This is a genomic window from Paraburkholderia solitsugae, assembly GCF_013177695.1.
Classification (GTDB): domain Bacteria; phylum Pseudomonadota; class Gammaproteobacteria; order Burkholderiales; family Burkholderiaceae; genus Paraburkholderia; species Paraburkholderia solitsugae.
Genome location: NZ_WOEY01000089.1, coordinates 1 through 21209, shown reverse-complemented (window position 1 = coordinate 21209; position 21209 = coordinate 1). Strand labels below are relative to the sequence as shown.

The following is a 21209-nucleotide window of genomic DNA, read 5'->3' as shown; positions in this document are numbered from 1 at the left end:
ATTTTCGGAAAAAGGAATTCAACGTGGACTCAAATGTACCGGCATTCACCGAAGCGTCGACCAGCAAGTTCGTGCGTATCAAGGAAGGCGAGCGCGATGTGCAATTGCATTACAACGACGTGGGGCAGGGCGCGGAGACGGTTGTGATGCTGCATGGCTCGGGACCGGGCGCGAGCGGCTGGGCGAATTTTAATCGCAATGTCGAACCGCTGGTCGCCGCGGGGTATCGGGTCATTTTGATGGATTGTTTGGGGTGGGGGAAGAGTGATCCGATTGTGTGCGAGGGTTCGCGCTCGGAACTCAATGCGCGCTCGTTGCTGGGGTTGCTCGATGCACTCGCTATTGAGCGTGTACATATCATCGGGAACTCGATGGGGGGGCATAGCGCGGTGGCGTTTGCGCTGGCTCATCCGCAGCGGGTTGGTAAGCTGGTATTGATGGGAGGTGGGACCGGTGGCCCCAGCCAGTTCGTTCCCATGCCGACTGAAGGGATCAAACTGCTGCAAGGCTTGTATCGCGAGCCGACGATCGAGAATCTCAAGCGCATGATGAATGTGTTCGTGTTCGATACGAAGGCGCTGACCGACGATCTCATGCAGGTTCGGCTAGAGAATATGCTCGCGCGGCGTGATCATCTGGAAAACTTTGTTAAGAGCCTGGCGGCTAATCCGAAGCAGTTTAATGATTTTGGTCATCGGCTTGGTGAGATTGCGGCGCCGACGCTTGTTATCTGGGGGCGAGATGATCGGTTTGTGCCCATGGATGTGGGGTTGCGGTTAGTCGCGGGGATGCAGAATGCCGATCTGCATGTGTTTGGACGCTGCGGGCACTGGGCGCAGTGGGAACATGCTGAGAGGTTTAACCGGATGGTTGCGGAGTTTTTGAGAGGGTGAAGGTGGGGGCCTCGCGGGGGCGGGTTTTTTTGTTCGCCTATGGCGTTGGCCTTTCCTTGATTTGATATTGGACTATTAGCGTCGCCCCTGTGCGGGGCGGTTTCAAAATACAAGTGCAACAGCTTCAGTTAGGATGCGTTGCATGGGAAAAATATACGAACATCTGAGCGCCGAAGAGCGCGGCGTGATCTTTGCGATGAAGATGGAGAACCGCAAATCAAGCGAGATTGCGCTCGCTTTGCAGCGCTCGCGCAGCACGATCAGTCGGGAGTTGAGGCGCAATAACTGGAAGCCCAAGCACGAGCGCAGCGCGCTGGGCAGGCCCCCGGTTGCGGGTGGATACAATGCAACATCCGCCGGACGCAGGGCAGCGCAGCTTCGCCACAAGCCGCGCCGCGAGCGCAAGCTCCAGCCTGAAGGCGCCCTGTGGGCTGAAGTGCGTCAGCATCTGGACGAGTGCCACTCTCCCGAACAGATTTCTGCCGAGCTCAAACGTACCCATCCAGACGAAGCTGCCTTGAACGCCTCACATGAAACCATCTACAACGCCATCTACGCCATGCCACGCGGCGAGCTCAAGCGCGAACTGGTGGGCCTGTTAAGACAGGGGCGTAGCACGCGCAAGCCGCGCACGCGAGGCGAGGACCGGCGCGGCAAGCTGGTCGATATGGCTAGTATCCATATCCGGCCTCCGGAGGCCAATGAGCGGCTGATTGCGGGGCATTGGGAAGGCGATCTGATCAAGGGTGCGGGCAACCGTTCAGCCGTGGGCACGCTGATCGATCGCAGCACGCTGTTCGTGATGCTGGTGAAGATGGAAGACAGCACCGCTGAGGCCGCGCTGAAGGCGTACAGCGCGGCATTTGCGCCGCTTGATGCGGAACTGCTCAAGACCCTGACTTACGATCAGGGTAAGGAAATGGCGCTACATAAGAAGCTGGCAGAGGCCACAGGTATCAAGGTCTACTTCTGTGATCCGCATAGCCCCTGGCAACGCGGAATCTGCGAGAACACCAATGGGTTGCTGCGCCAGTTTCTGCCCAAAGGAGCAGACCTGTCGAAGTTCTCGCAGCGCGAGCTTGATGCGATCGCGCTGAATCTGAATCGGCGACCTCGAAAAACGCTCGGCTGGCGCAGGCCTGGAGAAGCCTTCATTGAAAACTGCGCAAGGCAAGGAATTGTTATCGACCCGGCTGTTGCACTTGGTATTTGAAACCGCCAGGCAAAAGAAAGCGGCTCAAACCGCTAATTCTTAAGCGGGTCTCCTGGCTTGGAGGGGGCAGTGGTGCATCTGGAATCTGTGTTCTCGCACATTCAGCCCTGGTGACAAGGGCGTCATACTTCCGGCGACGCTACGCGCGCCGAAGCGCACCTCTCAACACCGATCGGGATGGATGCGAAGAGCGTCTACTGCACGCACGCAGGCCGCTTGGCGGCAGCCTGCCGGCCGTTGGCGTTCAGCAGGAGTCGCATCGAACGGCCTGCTGCGTGGGGATCGTTTCTATTTTTCTCAGCCTTCTCGACGCGTTTCCCGAAATCACAAAACTCAGCGCGGCGAGTACCCAAACGCCGGCGCCGCCATAGAGCATTACCCAGCCGAAGCCTTCTATTAGCGCGGTGTGAACGGCGGTTCCGGACGGGTCGAGTGTGGCGAGTGCGGGGATGCCCCGTCTGACCGCTTCGACATCTCCCGCTGCAATCTTCTCCGCCAACCAACCGAGTGACCTGGTGTCGAGCGTCGCCGGAAGTCTCGCCTTCAGATTGAACAGGATGCCGCCGACCAGGATCGCCCCCATCAACGCGATGTTGATCGCAAGCGTAATCATCCGCGCACTCATATCGATCCCGGATGCCATGCCCGCTCGCTCCGCGGGAACCGCACCGGTTGTCGTGTTGGTGACAGGCGTATTGGTGAGGCCGAGGCCGGCGCCGGCAAGCAGGCAACCGGGCAGCATGGTCAGCGCGTCCGGATGCGCGACGCTGCTGCCATATCTCATCAACATGAAGCCGAGGCCAATCGTAAACAGGCCGGCAGGTATCGCGATTCCCGAGCCGTAACGCAACGCAAGCCGTTCGCCGAGCGGGGGAAAGAGGAGCGTCGGCAGCGTATAGGCGAGTAGCGCCAATCCCGCGTTCACGCTGTCATAGCCGAGGCCGATCTGGAAATAGATCGGCAAATAAATCATGAATGGCCAGAAGCTGAAGTTCATCCCCGCCGAGCCCATCAGCGCACCCGAAAATTTCCGGATCCTGAATACGGAGAAGTCGGACATCGGACGAGCACTGAGTCGCTCAGCACACAGAAAGGCCACGAAGGCGACGGCCGTTGCCACGAGAACCAGGATCGCGCGAAGACTCGTGAAGCCAAGGTCCGAGCCCTGTGTGATGTAGTACGTAAGTCCGAACACCGCCAGCGAAAGCGTGACGATGCCGGCAACATCGAGCGTATGCGCGTGCGGATCGCGTGACTCCTGGACACCGCCGAAAACGAGCGCCAACGTCACGGCTGCAAGCAGTGCGTGGATCCAGAAGACCCATTGCCATCCCGATACGGCAACGATCATCCCGCCGATGATCGGTCCAAAGCCAAGCCCAATGCCGAGAATAATGCCCCACGCACTGAAGGCCCGGACGCGCTCAGGTCCCTCGCTGAATTGGTGTGAGAGCACGGCGACCTGGCATATCAGCATCGCGCCGCCACTTGCGCCTTGCAGCAAGCGCGCGACGATCAGCGTCGGCACGCTCTGCGCGAAACCGCAGATCAACGAGGTGATGCCGAACAGCGCGATCCCGATGACGAAAATACGTCTGCGGCCGAACCGGTCCGCAAGCGCGCCGGTCGCCATCAGCACCGTCGTCACCCCGAGCGTGTACGCATTCATGATCCACTGCATGCCCTTGAAGTCGCCGTGAAGCAGCCTCTCGAACGTAGGCAGGATAACCGGCACGCTTGAAATCTCGAGGCCGAACATCAGCGAAGCGAGGCACACCGCGCCTAACGCCAAGGTGTTCCTGCGAATGGAGAAGCGAGTCGTCGATTGCGCAGCGGCGCTCGGCTTGGCATGCACCGCCCGCATGTCCTGCATGGTCGATGGATGTTCTGTCGCGGCAACCGCCTCGGGCCGTTCGTCGTGCCGCAGCTGTGCGCTTCTATACCTGGACATAGGAATTCACCTCAATAGTCGATGGGCTTGGCCGCCATGAACTGTGTACTATAGAGGGAATTAAAGTCCCCATTGACGCTAGTAAATCCAGAAAATGCGTCTCATGAGGAACCAATAGGGTAAAAATATGAGCGACATTCTCGACGGCGTGACGACGTTTGTGCGCGTGGTTGAAACCGGCAGTTTCGCGTTGGCTGCCGAACGCATGAACCTGACGCGCTCGGCCGTCGGCAAGGTGATCGTGCGGCTCGAAAAGCGCCTCGGCGTGCGCCTGCTCAATCGCACCACGCGCAGTCAAAGTCTCACCGAGGACGGGCAAGCGTATTACGACCGTTGCGTGCGTGCGCTCGCTGAACTCGAGGCCGCTGAGGCCGATCTGGACTCAGGGCGGCGTGAACCTAAAGGACGTCTGCGGGTGAGCGTGCCGCAGGCCTTCGGCCATCATTGCGTGGCGCCGGTCCTGCTTGGGCTTGCGCGCAGGCATCCGCAACTGAAGGTCGATATTTCGATCAGCGATCGCTTCGTGGACGTGGTGGAGGAGGGCTTCGATCTGGTCGTGCGGATCGGTCCGCTGCCTGACAGCGCGAGTCTCGCGGCGCGCCGGCTGGGGGTGCAATACGCGAGCATCGGCGCGGCGCCGTCCTATCTCGCGCAACGCGGCAAGCCTCGTAACGTCAATGAATTGCGTGGACACACGATCATCGCCTACATGCGGGCGGGCGCGGCACAGCCGTGGGATGTAGTCGATGTCGACGGGCAAATCCGCCGTGCGCAGGTCGAGCCGCAGCTCGGCTTTGACGACATGCAGGGAATCGTGGATGCCGCGATTGCAGGCTTCGGGCTGGCGTGGCTGCCGAGTTGGTTGCTGGCGCGTTATGCGGCAACAGGTCAGTTGGTGAGCGTGATGGAGAATTGCTTTCGCCCGTCTCAGGAGATCCACGTTGTGTGGCCGAAGAGCCGGTATCTCGCGTTGAAGACGCGCTGCGCGATCGACGCGCTGGTCGCGGAGATTCCCACTATGGTCGGGATGCAGCCGGCGAACTGATTGGGAGGAGAAGCGCCCGCTGTTGCCGCGGGCGCTTCTTCCTTCAAACGGATTGTTTAGAATTGCAAAGTAACGCTAGCTACGGCCGTGCGTGTCGGCGAAGGTGCTACATAGTAGCCCCATGCAGTCGTCCAGTAACGGCGGTTGAAGAGATTATTGACGCCTGCCCGGAACGTCACGTCCTTACCGGCAATTTTCGTCTCATACCTGCCGCTCAGATCGTAGGTGACATAAGCCGGCACGAACTGCGAATTAGCCGCATCGACCGCCTGGTTGCCCACATATTTGCCACCGAACGCCAGCGTCAGCGGACGCAGGTAAGACGGGTTGTATTCGACACGGCCGGTGACGGTGAACCGCGGCGCCCCATACACGCGCTTGCCCTCGACGGTTGGATCGTCCACATCGACCGCCTTCGTATCGAGCCACATCACGCCGCCCATCACGCGCCATTCGCTCGTCAGCGCAAGCCAGCCGCTTGCGTCGACGCCGGTGTAGCGCTTGGTGCCGTCCTGCACGAAGATGTTGGCGGAGTTCGTATAGTTGTAGCCCTGATCGACGCGGAACAGCGCAAGATTGGCGCCCCACTTGCTGTGGTCCGTCTTGAAGCCGATTTCGTACTGCTTGCTCTTCAGCGGGCCGAACGTGTCCGGGTAGTTGAGGTTGGTGTTCGATGCCGCGCCACCCTGTTCCAATGATTCGACATAGCTGCCATACACCGTCGAGTAAGGATCGGTCTTGAACATCAGCGCAAAGGTCGGCGTGACCGGATCCGCGCTGTATTGCGACGTCACGGCACTCGACGGGGCGTACACGTGCTGTTGGTATTGCGTGTAACGCACGCCGACCAACGCGGACAGGCGCGACGTGAACTGCACCGTATCGCTCGCGTACACCGCTGCCTGCGTGGTGCGCTGCTGACGATACAGCTGCGAGCCGATGCTGACTTCATCGTTGGTCAACAGTGTGCTGTTGTACAGATTGCCGTTGCCGAGGAAGTAGCCGTTATTCCAGCCGTAGCTATTGCTGTACTCGCTGGTTTGCGTCTCGAAACCCGCGCCGATTACAACGTCATGCTTGATGCTGCCGGTGTTGAATTTGCCCTGCACCATTGCGTCGACGTTCTGGTAGAAGTACCGCGTCGTCGCCGCATAGAGCGTGTTCGAGTAGTTGCCGGCGTTGTCGGTGACAAACAGGAAGCTGTCCGAATTGGTGCGATTCTCCTTCGCAAAGCGGTATTTCACGCTCGCATGCCAGTTCTCAGAGAGGCGGTAATCGAGACCCGTACCGAACGAGGCCATTTCGGTCTGGTAGTAATTTTGCGGTTGCGTCAACGCATGGGTGACGGTGCTTGCGTCGGGAATGCCGAGGCCGCTGCCGAACATCAGGCCGAATAGCGTGCCGTTGGTTTTGCGCTTCTGATAGAACGCGTCGGCGCTAAAGGTCAGGTCCGGCGTAATGCGGAAGTCGAACGCAAGCGAGGCCACCTGGCGGCGTACATGACCGTGGTCTTCAGCGGTGTTCCCGTCTTCGTTGACGAGGTTCAGGCGGTAGCCGAAGCGGTTGTCGTTGCCGAAGCGGCCACCCAGATCGACCGCCTCGCTGAACACACCGGCCGACTTGTAGCCGACCGACATGCTGCGGTACGGGTCGTCGGTCGGACGCTTCAGCACGTAGTTGACGATACCGCCCGGCGAACCGAAGCCATACATGAAGCCGGACAGGCCCTTGAGCAATTCGACCTGCTCGAAGGGTTCGAGCGAGAGATCGGTGTCCCACGACGGGGAGGTCTGGCCATCCACCTTGATGCTGTTCAGCGTGTCGATCGGCATGCCGCGCACCGTGAACATCGAGTTTTCGCTAATCCCGTTTTCGCTGATGGTCGATACCGCCGGATCGTACTTGAACAGATCGTTGGCGGTTGCCGCCATCAAGTCCTGCGCCTCGTCGCTCGTCACCACGTGCGTCGAAAACGGCGTGTCCACAGCCTTGCGCGAACCCAACGCACCGGCGCTGACGGTATCGGCCTGCGCCACGGCGGTGTCTTTCGTCGCCGACACGCTCACGGCGGGCAGGGTGGCGGTGGTGTCGCTTGCCGCGACCTGCGCCCATCCCGAGGATGACAGCGTGGACAACGATAACCCGACGCTGACGAAGAGCCCCGCACTGAGTAACGACGAAGTACGGCGTTGGCCGCGCATCAACGCTGGGCGCGCCGGGCGTCCCGCGACAAATGAATTCTGCATGTTGTTTGAATTAGGCAGCGCGACGCCACGGCACCAAAAATGTGCGGCATGGCATCGTTCGAGCGTGGTTGTTAAACGGGTAGTGCAAACTTGCATTGCGCACGAATAGTAATGCATCTGATTCGCATTCACTATCTATTTCACGTCGCCAGTCCTCTATAAGACATCTGTCTTAAGGCATAGGCCATTTGGCTCTAAGCCTTATCTGGCGGGGCTTGACCCTGTTCGGGACGCGGCGGGGATATGTTTGTTTCGCAGCGAGTAGAGGAAAACACGCATATACTCACGTCCGGGCCGTAAAAAGTAGTGCCGTGGGTCGCGCTGCGTTTTTGCTGCTTCGTCGCACCCGCGGGCTCAGCGCCACGAACGCTCTGTCTACCACTTCACTTAGCAAAGCATCAAACATGTCCACATCGCCTAAGATCATCTACACCCTGACCGACGAAGCGCCTGCTCTGGCGACTTATTCGCTGCTGCCGATCGTCAAGGCGTTCACGCGCTCGTCCGACGTGATCGTTGAAACGCGCGATATCTCGCTTGCTGGCCGGATCATTGCTGCCTTTCCGGATTACCTGACCGCGGAACAGAAGGGTTCCGATGATCTGGCGGAACTGGGTGGGCTGACCACGCGTCCGGAAGCGAACATCGTCAAGTTGCCGAACATCAGCGCTTCGGTGCCGCAACTGAAAGCCGCGATTGCCGAACTGCGCGATCAGGGCTTCAAGCTGCCGTCTTATCCGGACGAAGCGAAGACCGACGAACAGAAAGACGTCAAGGCACGCTACGACAAGATCAAGGGCAGCGCGGTGAACCCGGTGCTGCGCGAAGGCAATTCGGATCGCCGCGCGCCGTTGTCGGTCAAGAACTACGCACGCAAGCATCCGCACAAGATGGGCGCGTGGAGCGCGGACTCGAAGTCGCACGTGGCGCATATGAGCGGCGGCGATTTCTACGGCAGCGAAAAATCTGCGCTGATCGCAGCGGCCGGTGCCGTGAAGATTGAACTGATCGCCGCCGACGGCTCGACGAAGGTCCTGAAAGAAAAGACGGCCGTGCAAACGGGCGAGATCATCGACGCTTCGGTGCTCTCCAAGAACGCGCTGCGCAGCTTCATCGAAGCAGAAATCGCGGATGCGAAGAGCAAGGGCGTGCTGTTCTCGGTGCACCTGAAAGCGACCATGATGAAGGTGTCGGATCCGATCATCTTCGGTCACGTGGTCTCGGTGTTCTACCAAGACGTGCTGACCAAGCACGCTGACGTGTTGGCGCAAGCCGGTTTCAACCCGAACAACGGTATTGGCGATCTGTATGCGCGCCTGAAGGACCTGCCGGCCGAAACGCGTGAAGCGATCGAAGCCGACATCAAGGCTCAATACGCACAACGCCCGCAACTGGCCATGGTCAACTCGGACAAGGGCATCACCAGCCTGCACGTGCCGAGCGACGTGATCGTCGACGCCTCCATGCCGGCCATGATTCGCGAGTCGGGCAAGATGTGGGGCGCGGACGGCGCACTGCACGACGCCAAGGCCGTGATTCCGGACCGTTGCTACGCCGATGTCTACCAGGCTGTGATCGAAGATTGCAAGAAGAACGGCGCATTCGACCCGGTCACGATGGGCACCGTGCCCAACGTCGGCCTGATGGCACAAGCTGCTGAAGAATACGGTTCACACGACAAGACGTTCCAGATCCCGGCAAACGGCGCAGTTCGCGTGACCGACGCAGCCGGTACGGTGCTGATCGAGCAGGCGGTTGAAGCCGGCGACATCTGGCGCATGTGCCAGACCAAGGACGCACCGGTTCAGGATTGGGTCAAGCTCGCGGTCAACCGTGCACGCGCCACCAACACGCCGGCTATTTTCTGGCTGGACGCGGCACGCGCGCATGACGCGCAGATTATCAGGAAGGTCGAGCAATACCTGAAGGACCACGACACCAGCGGTCTGGATATCCGCGTCATGACGCCGGTCGAAGCAACGAAGTTCTCGATCGAGCGCATCCGCGCCGGCAAGGACACGATCTCGGTCACCGGCAACGTGCTGCGCGACTACCTGACCGACCTGTTCCCGATCATGGAACTGGGCACCAGCGCGAAGATGCTGTCGATCGTCCCGCTGATGGCAGGTGGCGGCATGTTCGAAACCGGCGCCGGCGGTTCGGCACCGAAGCACGTTCAGCAACTGGTTGAAGAAGGCTTCCTGCGTTGGGATTCGCTCGGCGAATTCCTGGCGTTGGCGGCTTCGCTCGAACATCTGAGCGGCGCGTATCACAACCCGAAGGCGCAGGTTCTGGCCAAGACGCTGGACCAGGCAACGGGCAAGTTCCTCGACAACGACAAGTCGCCGGCGCGCAAGGTTGGCGGTATCGACAACCGCGGCAGCCACTTCTACCTGGCTGTGTACTGGGCTGAGGCACTGGCTGCGCAAACTGAAGACGCTGCATTGCAGGCGCAGTTCGCCGGTGTGGCGAAAACGATGGCCGACAACGAAGCGAAGATCATCGACGAGTTGGCTGCAGCGCAAGGCAAGCCAGTGGATATCGGCGGTTACTACCGTCCGAATGTCGAACTGACGAGCAAGGCCATGCGCCCGAGCGCCACGCTGAACAAGATCGTGGACGCAATCGCTTAATGGTCTGAATGAGGTGCTGAATGAAGTACTGAGGCTGTTGCTCAAGGTACCGAAGCAGGCATTGAAGTAAGCAGTAAGCAAGACAATGGCGCTCTTCAGGAGCGCCATTGTCGTTTTTACGCGTACGTGAGCGGCCATGCTGACCCTCACACGTAAACGATTTCCCAATCGCTGAGTTTTTCTGGAATTTCGAGCATCGACGTGTCGATTTCGGACAGCTGCGGGCAGGTCAAGCCGCGCGCGAGGTCGTCAGCTGCCTGTTGCGGGCTGGAAAACGCGCCGAGCGTTTCGTTGCCGTAGGTTGCTTCCCAACCATCCTGACCCGGCATGATGTAGAACGCTCCTTGCGTTGAGCCAAAGCGAAAGCCTTCCATTTTTAGTCTCCCAGTTGCCAATTAAAAACTGCGATGCCGTGGCGGCTTCAGGTAGGGGCGGGGGACTCACTGCGACTGCGTTTTCGTCCCGTCTTTCCCTGCACCCTTTTCGCTGCGTCCTATGAACCGTCGGCTCTTGTAAAAGAGTCTACGTCAGCGAGTCCTGGCGCAAGGGGTTGTTAGACGGTTCGTTCGATCAAAAATTGTCGTTTAAAAATAAAGGTTTATAACCTTCATTTTACGATGTGCAACGTGGGGCGGCATTGCGAAATGCGGAATTTGTGCCACGCAACACGATTTTTTACGAAGCAAGGGCTCGTTCCACATCGTGAAATTTTGGCGTTCTGGCCAGATAGTAAGGCGTCATGGCTTCGTGGTGCAGCGCAAACGTCGCGCGAGATCGCTTCGTTCAGGGAAGAACCCGCTTCAGAAAATCGAGCAGCACGCGGTTGAACTCCTTCGGCCGTTGCAGCGGGGCGAAGTGGCTCACGCCAGAGAGAAGAATCAGCGCCGCGCCGGGAATACTGCGGGCGAGATAGTCGGCGTGTTCCGCCTTGATGAATTCGTCGTGCTCGCTTTGGACGATTGCAACCGGCACACGGATCCCGGCCAGATCGTGCGCGGAATAGTTGGGCTGGGTCCTCATCATTTCGCTGACCGCGCCGACAAACGCGTCGAAGTCGTCGGGCGTCGCCGACAGTTGCGCATAGTCTTTGGCATGCCTCGCGAAGCAGCGGTCGATCACCGGCGTCGGCACGAAGGCCTTGGTACCGCTCGGGTCCATATTGCAGCCGAAGAAAAACACACCCGCCACGCGCTCCGGGAACTGGCGGCCCAGCACCAGGGCGACGCAGGCGCCGTCGCTCCATCCGACCATCGCGGCCTGGTCGAGTTGCAGCGTGTCCATCACGGCCAGAACGTCGGAGGCCATCAACTCGTACATATAGGGGCGCGCATCGCGGGTGCTGCGGCCATGGCCGCGGCTGTCGATCACCACCACGCGATGCCCCGAGCCGACCAGCGCCGGGACCTGAAAGCCCCAATTGCCGCTGTGCCCCAGACCGCCATGCAGCAGAATCACCGGCGCGCCGGTCCCATATGACGCGTACCAGATTCGCGCCCCTTCGTGCTCGACGTAGCCCTGGTCGTTCGAGACCGGCAGCGCGGCCGCGCCATGGGCTTCGAAGTGAGTGAGGTCGTCGTCGTGGAATTCCATGAGCGGTTCCTTCCTGGTGAACTCAACAGCGCAAGGATCCGTTAAGTTGCCTGCAGCGCCACCAGAAAATCAACAAAGCTACGAATTTTCGCCCTCGGACGGCGGTTGGGCAGCGTCAACGCATGTAAAGACGGGCAAGCGGCGTCTCGTCCGGCAGCACGCGAACGAGCGTGCTCGCGGCGAGATCCGCACGCGCCAGAATCTCAGCCGGTAAGGCGATACCGAGGCGGGAAGCGCGTGTCGGCGCCGGTCCCTCCTCTCAATGATTCGTCTGGCCCAGGCCATGCTGCGCCGGCACATTCGCATTGCCACTGGCCGCAGCGTTCGACACGCTTTTCCCCTGCGCCGGAAACACCACCAGCATCAACACGACGCCGGCCAGCAACACCACCGCCAATCCAATCAGCCCATATTGCGCGCTGCCGGTCTGCGTCTTGACCCAGCCGACGAACGCCGGACTCACGAAGCCGCCCGTGCCGCCGAGACTCGTGATCATCGCGATGCCGCCCGCTGCAGACGAGCGCGGCAGGAAGGTCTGCGGAATCGTCCAGAACACGACAAACGAGCCATACGACGCAGCCGCCGCTAGCGCCAGCAACCCAACGCCGAGTGCGACGTTATGGCCGGCGGCCGACAGCAGCGCGAACGCCAGCGCGGTCACGCAAGCGCTCGCCGCGACGTGCCAGCGCCGCTCCATGGTCCGGTCGGAACTGGCGCCCACCACATAGGTGCCGAGCGCAGCCGCCATGAAGACGAGCGCGGACAACAAGCCCACGTCCAGCACGCTGGCGACGCCCAGGTCGCGGATGATGGTCGGCGCCCAGAAGCCGATCGCGTTGAACGGCATCATCACCGCGAAATAGACGAGCGCCGCGAAGTACACGCGTGGATTCGCAAGCGCGCCGCGCAGTCCGTCGAGATGACCGGTTTGCTTGGTCTTCTCATCGGCGGCGAGTTCACGCGACACCAGCGCTTTCTCGCGCTCGTCGAGCCAGTTCACGTCTTCCGGCTTGTCGCCGAGCGTCAGGAACGCGATGATCCCGAGCGTCACAGCGGGCACGCCTTCCAGAAGGAACAGCCATTGCCAGCCCGGCATGCCGCCGACGCCCGCGAGCCGCGTCATGATGAACCCGGACAGCGGCCCGCCGATGATCCCCGCCACCGCGGTCGCCATCATCAGAAATGCGGTCACGCGTGCGCGCCGCGCGCCGGGAAACCAGCAGCTCAGATAGTAGATGATGCCGGGGAAGAAGCCCGCTTCGGCCACGCCGAGCAAGAAGCGCATCGCGTAGAACTGTGTCGGCGTGCGCACGAACATCATCAGACTCGACACCAGCCCCCACGCGAACATGATGCGCAACAGCGTGCGGCGTGCGCCGACGCGCTGCATCCACAGATTGCTCGGGACTTCGAACAGCACGTAGCCGATGAAGAAAAGCCCTGCGCCCAAACCATAAGTCGACTCCGAGAAGCCGAGGTCGTGCATGAACTGAAGCTTGGCGAAGGCGATGTTGACGCGGTCGATATAGCTGATCACGTAGCAGAGAAACAGCAACGGAATCAGCCGGAAGAATATCTTGCGGTAAGTGCGTTCGACTTCGGTGGGCGTGAGGTCGTCCGTAGTCGAGGTGCCTGAATGCGAATAGCCGTGCATGATGGTCTCGCGAAGAATGCCAACTGCGGTGGGTGTCGCTGCGCATGTTGCGATGCATATTGCCGCGCGTGGTGCGGTTTTAGTGCGATGTTTAGCACTGAATGTAGCGCGGCAAATCAGCGACATCCGGTCTCAAAGCGGCCTGGCACCGCGTCACTATCCGTCCACGACGGCTGGCGCGCAATGCTCGCTTTCGTGCACGTCGTCGGCGGGACCGACACCATTGACGGCGTCGGCCGCGTGCGGCATGCAGCGCGCCAACGCGTCGCCGGCCCGCACGCCCTTGCCCGTGGGCAGCACGAAAAGCGGATTGATATCCAGTTCCTTCAGGCTGGCCTGCTGGTCGAGCGCCATCGCGGACAGCGCAACGATCGTTTCGACGAGCGCCTCGATATCGCCACGCGGTTTGCCGCGCGCACCGTCGAGCATCGCGAAGGCGCGCAGTTCGCGGATCATCGCGTGAGCGTCGGCGTGCGAAACCGGCGCGAGTCGGAACGCCACATCCTTCAGCACTTCGGCATAGATCCCCCCGAGACCGCACATCACAGCCGGTCCGAACGACGCATCGTTCTCGATACCGACGATCATCTCGATCGCGTCGCGGATCTCTTCCTGCACCAGCACGCCGTCGATTCGCGCATGGGGGACATGGCGGCGCGCGTTCGCGACGATTTCGTCGAAGGCGCTGGCGAGCGTCGCTTCATCGCGGATGCCGACCCGCACGGCGCCAGCTTCCGTTTTATGCGGAATGTCGGGTGACTGCACCTTGATCACGAGCGGAAAGCCGATCTTTCGCGCGATGGCGCATGCTTCGTCGCGGTTGTGCGCGAGCTCGCTCCTGGGCGTCTCGATGCCGTAATCGCGCAGCAACGCCTGCGAGGCGTGTTCGGTCAGGTCGCCCTGACTGACAGCCAGCAGCGCGCGAGCTTGCTCGACATCATATTGCGCATGTGCAAGCGGTTCGGCACAGCGTGCCGCTGCACGCACCCGCCGCGCCTGCGCATAGTCCGACAACGCCGCGAACGCGCGTCCGCAACGCACAGGCGTCGCATACAGCGGCACGCCATGCGTTTCGATCATCTCGTAGGCGTCGGCGGCCATGTCGCGGCGCGCGTTCCAGGCGAGCATCATCGGCTTGGTCGTGGCGGCGTAGACGCGCACGATCGCCTCGGCCATCGCGCGTGCCACTTCTCCGCTCGCCGCGGCTGCCATGATCGCGATGGCGTCGATGTTCGGATCGTCGGCGATGATCTGCAGTGCGTCGGCAAAAATCTTCGGCTCAGCGAGGATGCCCGCGGTGAGATCGATCGGATTGTTCAACGAGGCGAACGCGGGCACGATCGGTTTGAGCTGCTCGAGCGTCGCCGCCGACAACGCGGGTACCGACATGCCACGTTCAGCACAGGCATCGGTGATCAGAATGCCGGCGCCACCCGAGAGCGTGACGACCGCGATTCGATTGCCGCGCGGCAGGCGTTGGGCTTCGAACGCCTTGGCGTAGTCGCCGAGGTCCGCGACATCGGTGACGTCGATCACGCCGGTCTGGCGGAAAGCTGTGCGATAGAGCGCGGATGCGCCGCCCAGATTCGCCGTGTGCGACGCGGCCGCTTTGGCGCCGTCGGCGGTGTTGCCGACCTTCCACGCGAGCAGCGGTTTGCCGGCGTCGAGCGCACGGTTGGCGACGTCGACGAGACGTCGCGCATCCTTCAAGCCTTCGATATAGGCGGCGATCAGCGACGTTTGCGGGTCCGCGATGCAGGCATCGACCAGATCGAGCAGGCTGATGTCGGCCTCATTGCCGGTGGTGATGAAATGCCGCAAGCCGATGCCAAGTTCGTCGGCCATCAGCAGCAGCGCGCAGCCAAACCCCCCGCTTTGCGAAATCAGCGACAAGCCGCCGCGCCGGTAGTCGACGCCGAACGGCGCGCCGAATCCGGCGTAGACGCTGGCACCTGTGCTGACGAATCCCTGGCAGTTCGGACCGATCACGCGGATGCCGAAAGCTTTCGCGACTTCCGCGCACTCGCGCTGCAACGCGGCGCCGGCTTCGCCCGCTTCAGCGAATCCGGAGCTGTAGACGATCGCGAAGCTGATACCCTTTTCGCCGCATTGGCGCAGCATGTCGGGCACGCGCCGCGCCGCGACGAGGATCAACGCGAGATCGGGCGTAGTGGGCAATGCGGCGATGCTGGCATGGCACGCCACGCCGTCAATCTCCGCGTATTTTGGATTCACCGGATACGGCGCGCCCTGATACCCGTGCTGCATGAGAAAGCGCATGGGCTGGCCGCTGATCGATTTCGGATCGTTTGAAGCGCCGATGATCGCGATCGAGCGCGGGTTGACGAGCCGTTCGATGTCGAGCGTGGTTGCACAGTGCGTGGTGGTGTTCATGACCGTGCTCATGCTGCACACGCAGCGTCGGCTTGTGCGCTGTCCTTCTGTTTCGCCTGATCCCGTTCGGCCGCGCGTCGCAGCGTGATCTTCGCGATGTTCAACTGATGAATCTGCGTGGTGCCTTCGTAAATGCGGAAGGCGCGCACATCGCGGTAGAACCGCTCGACCGCATTGCCCGCGAGATAGCCGCGTCCGCCGAGCATCTGGACCGCACGATCCGCGACACGTCCGCACATTTCAGAGGCGAACATCTTGCACATCGACGCTTCCAGCGCGACGTCCTCACCCGCATCTCGTTTGCGCGCGGTTTCGAGAATCATCGAGCGCGCGGCGAAGATTTCTGTCTGGCATTCGGCGATCAGGGCCTGCACGAGCTGGAACTCGGCCACGGGCTTGCCGAACTGCTCGCGTTTCGAGGTGTACGCAACGGCTTCTTCAAGCATCCGCATGGCAGGGCCGGTGCACAGCGCGGCAAGGTGAATGCGCTGCTTGTTCAATACCTTCATCGCGGTACGGAAGCCTTGACCTTCGACGCCACCGATCAGATTGGCCGCAGGCACGCGGCACGCGTTGAACACGACGTCACCGACCGGCGAACCGGCCTGGCCCATCTTGTCGTAAGGCGCGCTGGTGGAGAGACCTGGCATGCCGCGTTCGACGAGAAATGCGGAAATGCCACCGGCGCCGGGCGTGTCAGCATCGGTGCGGGCCATCACCGTGAACAGGTCCGCGATCGGCGCGTTGGTGATGAAGCACTTGCTGCCGTCGAGGATGTAGTGATCGCCGTCGCGTCGCGCGGTGGTGCGCAATGCGGTGGCGTCCGAGCCGGCGTCCGCTTCGGTTAGCGCGAAAGCGCCGGTCAGCTCGCCCGAGGCGAGGCGCGGCAGATAGCGCTGCTTCTGCGCGTCGGTGCCGTCGGCGACGAGCGCTTCCGAGCCGATGCCGGTATTGGTGCCGACCCGCGCACGGAATGCTACCGACGCTTGCGATAGTTCGAATGCGCCGCGTACGAGTTGCTCCGTCGACAGTCCAGCGCCACCGAAATCGCGCGGAATGCTCCAGCCGAAATAGCCGAGTTCGCGCATGCGTTCGACGAGATCCGCCGGTACGGCATCCGCCTTTTCGATCTCGTTTTCGCGCGGCATCGCTTCTTCGCGAACGAAGCGCGCGACGTCGGCGAGCATCGAATCGAAATGTGAGGGTGTCCTGGTCATGCTTGTCTCCGTCATGTGAGTCGATTTATGACTTCACTATCGAAGATTTACAGGCAGTCGGCGCGATTTGTTCGACTCTGCAGAACAGAGTTTGGATATGCTGAACAGGAGGCGCAAAATTGGCTATCTGAAGGGAGACGATCATGGCAGCCAACAACAAGCGCTCCGAGGCGGCGGCGCTGACAGGCGACTATCTGGATTCGAAGGCGCGCTATGTGCCCGACGAATTCGACGGTGACCGGCAGTTCGCCACCACGTTGGCGCGCGGCCTCGACATCCTGCATTGCTTCACGCCGCGCGAATCGCAACTCGGCAATGCGGAACTGGCTGCGCGCACCGGCATGACCAAGGCCACCATCTCGCGCTTCACCTACACGCTCACGCGCCTCGGCTACTTGCGCGTCAATCGTATGAACAACAAGTTTCAGCTCGGCTCGGCGGTGCTGTCGTTGAGCTATCCATTGCTCGCAAGCTTGAGCGTGCGGCAGATCGCGCGGCCTTCGATGAAGGAGTTGGCGGATCAGATTCGCGGCTCAGTCTCGCTCGGCATGCGGGACCGGCTCAATGTCGTGTACCTGGAAAGCAGCCGCAGCACGACGCCTTTGGGGTTGCCGGCGGATATCGGCCTGAGCTATCCGATCGTGCGAACCGCGATGGGCCGCGCGTTGCTCGCGGCGTTGCCGGCCGAGCGGCGCGAGGCGCTTTGCAATGAGATTGCGGTGAAGGCGCCGAGTGAATGGAATACGTTTGCCGAGCGCGTGATGAACAGCATCGATTACTTCTATGAGCGCGGGTTCTGCGTCTCGTACGGCGACTTGCGGCGCGAAGTACATGCTGTCGCCGTGCCGATGAAACCTTCGGCCGACGGAGAGATTCTGGTGTTCAACTGCGGCGTGCCTTCCTATTTGCTGAAGGAGAATCAGCTGGAAGGGGATATCGGGCCGCGGCTGGTTTCGATGGTGCGCAGTATTGAAGGGGCGATGGGGATTTATTAGGGGAGGGCGCTTCTGCAAAATAGGGGCTCATGGCGTATCAGTCAGCGTATGCGCAACGAGTAGGTACTTAGCCAGGATGGCCAGCATGGTGGCGGCCTCAGCCTTTGACACCGGGGGAAACGGTGAAACGTAAGAGGTACCGTTGCGACGTTCGTGGGCCTTCGTGATGAAGGCAAATTCTTGGGAGTTCACACCCAGCGAGGTGGATACACGCTGGATGGCCAGGTTACGGCCGGCATCTTTGGTGCGGACCTCGTAGAACTCCAGGACGGCCTGGACCACTTGGAAATAGCCTTCGTAGGCCAAGGTAAAGACCTGCAGATGTCGGCTGGGGTCTAGCCCATCGGCGGTGGCCTTATAGTCCGCTGCGTTGCGCAGGAAGCCGGCGATAGCTCCGGGCGTTGGCGCGACCGCCTCAAAGGCTTTCGTCTTGATGAGGTTTTCGTATTCAGATGGGCGCGGCATCACAGTATCTTCAGGGTGGGGCCTTGGGCAATCTGGGCCATAATAGGGTCTGATTTTATCAGGGCAGCCCATTCAGCAGGCTCGTACAGAGAGAAGTTGACGGGGCGCAGCAGACCTTGCTCGGCCATCTGCATGGCCTCAGAGAGCTCTAGGAGAGGGGCACTCCCGACGACAATCAAGTCGATGTCGCTTCGGCCACTGTCCGTGCCCTTGGCCACGGAGCCAAACACGAACGCTGAGGTGATTTGTTCGGCAAAAGGCGCGAGGGCATCTTTCAGCGGCTCCACAACGGCAAATGACTTGCGCGCGATACTAAGCAACTCTGGATAGAGGACGAATTCGGTATTCGCGCGGATGCTCCGTTGCCGGCCTCGTCGGGCGTCTTCCTGAAGTACGCCGACCTCGACCAGTCGGTCCACTTGCTTTTGAGCGCTTCCGCGCCCACTGTCTGCCAGACGCAGCAGTTCCTGTAGCGTAAAACTGCGGTCAGGCTGCAGCAGCGTGGCACCAAGCACGCGTTGCAAGCCCGGTGTGAAGAGGAAGTCGGCAACACTCATCACGAATCCTTGATACAGGGACGATCGTCCTCATTATAGGGATTCTCTGGGAAATCCTCAATAGAGGGATGTTCATCCCTGTTTTAGGGATTATGCAAAGCGGTCACTGGGCATCAATTCCTCTTTCAAAGTGTTTGAAAGTCTTGCTGCCACGCGCGGTTTGCTCGCCCCGCGCAAATGAATATCGACCCCACCGCCGATATTCACCGCGCGAGACGCAACGTCACTTAGCTCGAAACGTACGCGACATACGGTCCGGTGCCGCCACCCGTGGACGCCTTGCCGGAAATGCCGTAGTACACGTGCCGGCCATAAAAGAACGGCATGCCGAAGTCGAACTGACGGGTCATGTAGATACCGAGGTTATTGAACGCGTTATTCCCCGACGCGTTCAGCGTTGCTCCGTTCGCAATATTAAAACCGAGCGACACACTCGTCGGGATGGCGCCCACCAGCGTCGATGACCGCCCCACCGTCGTCGTCGGTATGTAGTATCCGGACGTGCTGCTCACCGGGATCGACAGGTCCGGGAAGAACATCACCGTCGAGCCGGAATCGAAGAACGTTTTTGTCTGCGTGGTCCCGTTGTAGGTCGAGGTGAAGTCGCCGTTCCCGTTCGTCCGCATCAGCGTAGCGCCCGTGCCGTACAACATATTGTTGGCCTGCGTGTCGATGCCGAAGACCAGCGTACCCTGAGCGGTCGCGCTACCGGTGTCTGACACCTGAGCCATCTCCAGAATCACGCCGTTGCTGTCCTGCCCGAACAGCGAGACGGGGTTGGTGATCTGGCCGTTGAGGGGCACCGCGGTGCCGGTGCCGGCGTTGGTGTAGTAGAACGTCGACACCGCTCCATTCACGCATGCCGTACCGCAGTCGGTCGGGCTCACGCCGATGCCGAGAATACCGTTTGCGCCGAGATCGGTCGTGGTGACCAACTGACGGCCAACCTGGCACTCGGTCGGCGCAGGCGTCGTCAGCGTTGTATCGCCGATCACGTGGATCGGTACGTTCGTGGCCGTCTCACCCGAAATCGCAACGTTCGCGTAATGGACGGTACCCCATGCGTAGCCGCTGCCGAACAACGCGCATTCGGCGAGCGGGAGGCCGCTCGCGGTTTCGGGTGTCAGCGCGCTGAAGGTGGGGGCCGGAATCGCTGAGCTAACCAGACGCAACCCGAACGATTCGGTATCGACAATCACGTTCGGAATAATCGCGCAGTTAGTAGTGGCGCTAGATCCAGGGGGACAAATTGTGACGCTGACCATGGGCTGATTGTGGATGCTCGTTCCGGTCACCGTCACCGCGATCGTATTGCCGGGGCCGACAGGGGTTGGCACCGCCGACGCGTCGGTCGCGAGTACGTTGGGCGCCGAAGTATTGGTTCCGCTCGCGGGTGCGGGCGAACTTGCGCCGACCGGTGCGTTCAGCGTTGTGCTGCTGTTGGTTCCACTCCCGCTACCCCCACCTCCACCGCAGCCAGCCAGACTCAGCCCGAGCGCCGCGGCAATGATCCATGCGATTTTGCGCACTTGGTTTCTCTCGATTAATTTTTAAAGGCTTAATTGATGTCGTCAGCGCTAACGCCTTGCGGCAACGCTTGCGGTAGGTAGGCTCGACCCACAAAGGCGCCCATATGGCCTCCGGTCTCCACGACCAGCGCCGGCTGATGCACGACGGCGGTTCCGTAGCCGCTGCCTTGCGCGGCGTGCGCGTCGGTGAGGCCCTGCACATAAGACGGGAAGTAAGTGGCGAGCAGCGTCTTGAGCGGCGGCATGGTCGGGCCTTCCCAACTCAGCGCGAACACCGTATTGCCCGCCGCGATGTATTCGTTCACCACCGTGCCCGACGGCAGCGTGGTCTGACTCACGGTGTACGCCGGCGCAGCCGCATTGGCGCTTGCCGCGTAGCGCGCCACCGCGGCGGCGCTCTGGCTGGCCGCCCCTGCGCGGGTGCTGCTGGCTGTCACAGGGTAGGTCGGTGCGCCGCCTAATCCTGCGTAAGCCGGAGCGACCGTGGCGACCGTGGCGACCGTGGCCGCGGCCACCACGAGCATTCGAAATTGACTGATTATCATTTTTTGCTTTTCGAAGTTTTTCGGAATATGCGCGCGAACTGTCCTCGCGTCCGCGCGAAGTTAATACTAGCGTGAGTTTGTGCGATTAAACGAGAGGAATAGCGTGGCTATTCGGGTTCTGTTTGAAATTTTAAGGTCATCTGCTGGAAACTAAACCGAACTTTGACCAGGCCGAAACATAAGCTATTGATTTCGCGCTGTTATGCGTGCGAAGGCGGGATGGTTACTGGGTACAGGCGGGGTTAACGTTCAGGAGGCGGAAGGCTTTTTCCTGAATGGGCG

The 21209-nt window shown here is 60.9% G+C and carries 16 protein-coding genes; 5 read left to right on the top strand and 11 right to left on the bottom strand.

Translation table 11 applies throughout. The annotated features are described in order from the left end of the window. Window positions 1-23 precede the first annotated feature (23 nt). Both GNZ12_RS22495 and GNZ12_RS22490 read left to right on the top strand, forming a co-directional pair. Entirely contained in the window at window positions 24-893 is an 870-nt protein-coding gene (locus GNZ12_RS22495; RefSeq protein WP_172313791.1) for an alpha/beta fold hydrolase, read from the top strand. Between the two features lie 142 nt (window positions 894-1035). Then, complete coding sequence (locus tag GNZ12_RS22490; RefSeq protein ID WP_172313789.1) at window positions 1036-2106, top strand: IS30 family transposase; 1071 nt, start codon at window positions 1036-1038, stop codon at window positions 2104-2106. A 244-nt stretch (window positions 2107-2350) separates the two neighbouring features. Here the strand turns inward: GNZ12_RS22490 and GNZ12_RS22485 are convergent, their stop codons facing one another. Then, on the bottom strand, window positions 2351-3970 hold the full coding sequence (locus GNZ12_RS22485; RefSeq protein ID WP_172313931.1) for an MFS transporter: 1620 nt from the start codon (window positions 3968-3970) through the stop codon (window positions 2351-2353). A 214-nt stretch (window positions 3971-4184) separates the two neighbouring features. Between GNZ12_RS22485 and GNZ12_RS22480 the strand changes: the two genes are divergently transcribed. Next, window positions 4185-5102: a LysR family transcriptional regulator gene (locus tag GNZ12_RS22480; protein WP_172313787.1), complete on the top strand. Its 918-nt coding sequence runs from the start codon at window positions 4185-4187 to the stop codon at window positions 5100-5102. A gap of 56 nt (window positions 5103-5158) precedes the next feature. Here GNZ12_RS22480 and GNZ12_RS22475 read toward each other — a convergent pair whose 3' ends face one another. Beyond that, complete coding sequence (locus tag GNZ12_RS22475) at window positions 5159-7348, bottom strand: TonB-dependent siderophore receptor (protein ID WP_172313785.1); 2190 nt, start codon at window positions 7346-7348, stop codon at window positions 5159-5161. Between the two features lie 404 nt (window positions 7349-7752). On the opposite strand from GNZ12_RS22475, the gene GNZ12_RS22470 reads away from it, so the two are divergent. Further along, window positions 7753-9981, top strand: a complete 2229-nt coding sequence (locus GNZ12_RS22470; protein WP_172313783.1) for an NADP-dependent isocitrate dehydrogenase — start codon at window positions 7753-7755, stop codon at window positions 9979-9981. Window positions 9982-10127: 146 nt separating this feature from the next. On the opposite strand, the gene GNZ12_RS22465 is transcribed toward GNZ12_RS22470, so the two are convergent. The 5 genes from GNZ12_RS22465 to GNZ12_RS22445 form a co-directional block, all read right to left on the bottom strand. Continuing rightward, window positions 10128-10355: a hypothetical protein gene (locus tag GNZ12_RS22465; RefSeq protein WP_172313781.1), complete on the bottom strand. Its 228-nt coding sequence runs from the start codon at window positions 10353-10355 to the stop codon at window positions 10128-10130. A gap of 409 nt (window positions 10356-10764) precedes the next feature. Further along, window positions 10765-11571: an alpha/beta fold hydrolase gene (locus GNZ12_RS22460; protein ID WP_172313779.1), complete on the bottom strand. Its 807-nt coding sequence runs from the start codon at window positions 11569-11571 to the stop codon at window positions 10765-10767. 259 nt (window positions 11572-11830) lie between these two features. Continuing rightward, window positions 11831-13225 carry an MFS transporter gene (locus GNZ12_RS22455; RefSeq protein ID WP_172313777.1) on the bottom strand — a complete coding sequence of 465 codons (1395 nt, stop codon included), beginning with the start codon at window positions 13223-13225 and terminating at the stop codon, window positions 11831-11833. Between the two features lie 156 nt (window positions 13226-13381). After that, window positions 13382-15619: an acetate--CoA ligase family protein gene (locus tag GNZ12_RS22450; protein WP_172313774.1), complete on the bottom strand. Its 2238-nt coding sequence runs from the start codon at window positions 15617-15619 to the stop codon at window positions 13382-13384. Window positions 15620-15627: 8 nt separating this feature from the next. Beyond that, the gene (locus GNZ12_RS22445; RefSeq protein WP_172313772.1) at window positions 15628-16836 is read right to left on the bottom strand and encodes an acyl-CoA dehydrogenase family protein; all 1209 of its coding nucleotides are present in this window, start codon (window positions 16834-16836) and stop codon (window positions 15628-15630) included. 143 nt (window positions 16837-16979) lie between these two features. On the opposite strand from GNZ12_RS22445, the gene GNZ12_RS22440 reads away from it, so the two are divergent. Then, a complete protein-coding gene (locus GNZ12_RS22440; protein WP_172313770.1) occupies window positions 16980-17831 on the top strand; it encodes an IclR family transcriptional regulator in 852 nt (283 codons plus the stop codon). Window positions 17832-17858: 27 nt separating this feature from the next. On the opposite strand, the gene GNZ12_RS22435 is transcribed toward GNZ12_RS22440, so the two are convergent. From GNZ12_RS22435 to GNZ12_RS22420, 4 genes are all read right to left on the bottom strand, one after another. Then, on the bottom strand, window positions 17859-18296 hold the full coding sequence (locus GNZ12_RS22435) for a hypothetical protein (protein ID WP_172313768.1): 438 nt from the start codon (window positions 18294-18296) through the stop codon (window positions 17859-17861). Further along, entirely contained in the window at window positions 18296-18853 is a 558-nt protein-coding gene (locus GNZ12_RS22430; protein ID WP_172313766.1) for a nucleotidyltransferase domain-containing protein, read from the bottom strand. Before GNZ12_RS22430 ends, GNZ12_RS22435 begins: the two co-directional genes overlap by 1 nt. Before the next feature lie 227 nt (window positions 18854-19080). After that, entirely contained in the window at window positions 19081-20382 is a 1302-nt protein-coding gene (locus tag GNZ12_RS22425; protein ID WP_172313764.1) for a DUF3443 domain-containing protein, read from the bottom strand. A gap of 29 nt (window positions 20383-20411) precedes the next feature. Continuing rightward, window positions 20412-20927, bottom strand: a complete 516-nt coding sequence (locus tag GNZ12_RS22420; RefSeq protein WP_235993843.1) for a DUF2844 domain-containing protein — start codon at window positions 20925-20927, stop codon at window positions 20412-20414. Window positions 20928-21209 lie beyond the last annotated feature (282 nt).

Bases quoted from the DNA above. Each gene is read 5' to 3' on its own strand.
- GNZ12_RS22465 (WP_172313781.1), bottom strand. From the start codon at position 10,355: ATGGAAGGCTTTCGCTTTGGCTCAACGCAAGGAGCGTTCTACATCATG.
- GNZ12_RS22430 (WP_172313766.1), bottom strand. From the start codon at position 18,853: ATGAGTGTTGCCGACTTCCTCTTCACACCGGGCTTGCAACGCGTGCTT.
- GNZ12_RS22450 (WP_172313774.1), bottom strand. From the start codon at position 15,619: ATGAACACCACCACGCACTGTGCAACCACGCTCGACATCGAACGGCTC.
- GNZ12_RS22470 (WP_172313783.1), top strand. From the start codon at position 7,753: ATGTCCACATCGCCTAAGATCATCTACACCCTGACCGACGAAGCGCCT.
- GNZ12_RS22440 (WP_172313770.1), top strand. From the start codon at position 16,980: ATGGCAGCCAACAACAAGCGCTCCGAGGCGGCGGCGCTGACAGGCGAC.
- GNZ12_RS22485 (WP_172313931.1), bottom strand. From the start codon at position 3,970: ATGCGGGCGGTGCATGCCAAGCCGAGCGCCGCTGCGCAATCGACGACT.
- GNZ12_RS22420 (WP_235993843.1), bottom strand. From the start codon at position 20,927: ATGATAATCAGTCAATTTCGAATGCTCGTGGTGGCCGCGGCCACGGTC.
- GNZ12_RS22435 (WP_172313768.1), bottom strand. From the start codon at position 18,296: ATGCCGCGCCCATCTGAATACGAAAACCTCATCAAGACGAAAGCCTTT.
- GNZ12_RS22455 (WP_172313777.1), bottom strand. From the start codon at position 13,225: ATGCACGGCTATTCGCATTCAGGCACCTCGACTACGGACGACCTCACG.
- GNZ12_RS22490 (WP_172313789.1), top strand. From the start codon at position 1,036: ATGGGAAAAATATACGAACATCTGAGCGCCGAAGAGCGCGGCGTGATC.
- GNZ12_RS22460 (WP_172313779.1), bottom strand. From the start codon at position 11,571: ATGGAATTCCACGACGACGACCTCACTCACTTCGAAGCCCATGGCGCG.
- GNZ12_RS22475 (WP_172313785.1), bottom strand. From the start codon at position 7,348: ATGCAGAATTCATTTGTCGCGGGACGCCCGGCGCGCCCAGCGTTGATG.
- GNZ12_RS22445 (WP_172313772.1), bottom strand. From the start codon at position 16,836: ATGACCAGGACACCCTCACATTTCGATTCGATGCTCGCCGACGTCGCG.
- GNZ12_RS22480 (WP_172313787.1), top strand. From the start codon at position 4,185: ATGAGCGACATTCTCGACGGCGTGACGACGTTTGTGCGCGTGGTTGAA.